Annotated in this window: 1 protein-coding gene; it reads right to left on the minus strand. The window is 57.3% G+C overall.

From position 1 onward, the window contains the following. The coding region (locus HMPREF2807_RS10795) for a YPDG domain-containing protein (protein WP_198531404.1) at positions 1–2,116 on the minus strand (2,116 nt) is incomplete at its 3' end. Positions 2,117–2,261 lie beyond the last annotated feature (145 nt).

Below are 2,261 nucleotides of genomic sequence, written 5' to 3' on the forward strand. Positions count from 1 at the left end.
CAGAACCATCCTCATAACCAGGCTCAAACTCAGTGTTCTGGTTAGGAACCTTCGGGTTCTGGTCTTCCTTGTCCGGGATGCCGTCGTTATCGTCATCCTCGTCCTCGGTGTCAGGCTTACCGTCGCCATCAGTATCCAGCTTGAACTTAGCCGGAGCCTCATCCGTGGAACCGTCAGGGTAGGTCACCGTGACAGGAACGTCGAACTCCTCAACAGTGTCCTTGTTCAGCTTCGACTTATCAGGGAACGTAACAGTGATCTCACCGGTGTTCTCGTCAATCTTGACTTCGTAGCCCTCAGGAGCCTTGAAGTCCTCCGGGATGGCAAACTTGGAGCCCTCCGGAGCCTTCGCTTCCTTACCGTCCTTATCAGTGAAGGTCGGGGAAGACTTAGTCTCCTTACCCGGAACAACCAGCTTCTCCTCGTACGCAGGCTCGAGCTCGTCGGCTTCCTTAGTGACCAGGACGGTCCATGCGGAGACGTCGTTGCCACCGGACACGAGGACTACGTTAAAGAGGTCACCCTTCTTAGCATCCTCAGGGATGTCGAAGGTGCACGCTGCAACCTGAGCCTTGATGCCCATGGACTGGTCGAGCTCGCACGTTTTGAGGACCTTGCCGTCCTTATCGCGCCACTCAACCTGCGACGGCAGAGTCGACAGGTCGCCCTTGAACTCTGGGGTCACCGTGGTGCCCGGAGCGGCTGGCTTATCGGTCGCGTTGTAGTCAGCCGTGATCGACACCGGGGTGTACGGCATGAGCGCGTAGTTGACGTTGTACAGCGAGTTCAGGTTCTGGAACCCAATACCGTTGCCCCAGTTGATCGGCAGCTGGTTCTCAACAGGAGCTGCTGCCGGGCGGAAGTTACCACCGTGGTTGAAACGCTGGAAGGTCGGGGAGTGGAAGCCGGTGTAACCGTTCTGGACCACGCCGTCCTTGTTCTCAACCCACACGAACATGTGGTTCGGATTGAGCACGTCCTCGCGTTCCTGGCCCTTTTCGTAGTTGCCGAAACGCAGGGTGTAGTAACCCTCGTTATCAGTCTTGCCGTAAACAGTCTTTAGGATGTACTCGGGGTGGTCCTCGAGCATACGCTTAGTGGCGTCAGCAAGCGCATTCGGGTCATTCTTGTACTGCTCCTGCAGCTTCTGGTTCGCTGCAGCGCCATCCTTGGTAAGGGTGGACGCGTACACGGTGTAGCCGTCAGCGGCTGGGTCAGCAGTGTTCTTGTTCGGCCCCGTAGCAACAATGCCCTTGTCTGGGCCACCGGTCTCGAGCCATACACGACCCGAAACAGTGTTCGGTACCTTAGTCTGCGTCGCAGCCAAGTTGATTGGGCCCTCTGGATCCTCAACGAGCTTGTCACCCTTGGCAGCCATCCAGCTGTCCTCGTGGTTTGGTGGAACTTCCTGATAGAAGGCCGCCGTCAGCTGAATGTTTCCGTCAGCAGCGGCAAAGGAACCAAGAGGACCCTCAACTAGGCCGTTGAAGGAACCAGGCACGAATCCGTTAGCCTGACGGAACATGACAACCTTGTTGCCACGGTCATTCGTATACGGCTCAACCCAGATGCGGTGCTTCTGGTCAGTACGTGCCGCCCAAGTGTGCTCGCGACCCAGCTTGTCTGTCCAGGTGATGCCCTTTTTGCCCGTACCGAAGGCGTAGGTGCCCCGGCCACCGTTACCGCCGACAACATCGGGGAGGGTGTGCGTCTTCGCGCTGAAGATCGGCGAGTAGGAACCGTCCTTATCACGGAACTGCGCGTAGACCGTGACACCATCCATTGGGATGTTGCCGTTGTCGATCGTGGAGCCAGGGTTGCCCTTGGGGCCGGTCAGATACACGTGACCCGAAATCAGGCCCTTACCAACGCCCTGCGCGTCGGTCAGGTTAGCAGCCTTGGTGACACGACCGCTAGCGATCATGTCGGCATCAATAATCTGATCCTGAGAAGTCGGGGCAGCTGCGTCCAAACCTTCTTGAGCGAAGGCAGCCGGAGCAGCAGTTGGGTTAACAACTGGCTGCACAAACGGGCCCACCATGGCAACAGAAAGAGCGGCGGCTGCGATCGTCGTACCGCGGCGACGGGCAGAACCGTTGAATTTCTTCACATTCATGAAGAATCCTTTCATGAGAACAATTAAGAAACCGGTCAACAGCCCGCCCTCGGTCAGATTCCGAAGCTACTTAGGCGTTCCTGAAGGCAGACTGGACTCAAGCTGAGACCCTACCCCCCATTACGTTGTTAGCAGTTCCGCTTGA

Source organism: Corynebacterium sp. HMSC074A09, assembly GCF_001811545.1.
Classification (GTDB): domain Bacteria; phylum Actinomycetota; class Actinomycetes; order Mycobacteriales; family Mycobacteriaceae; genus Corynebacterium; species Corynebacterium hiratae.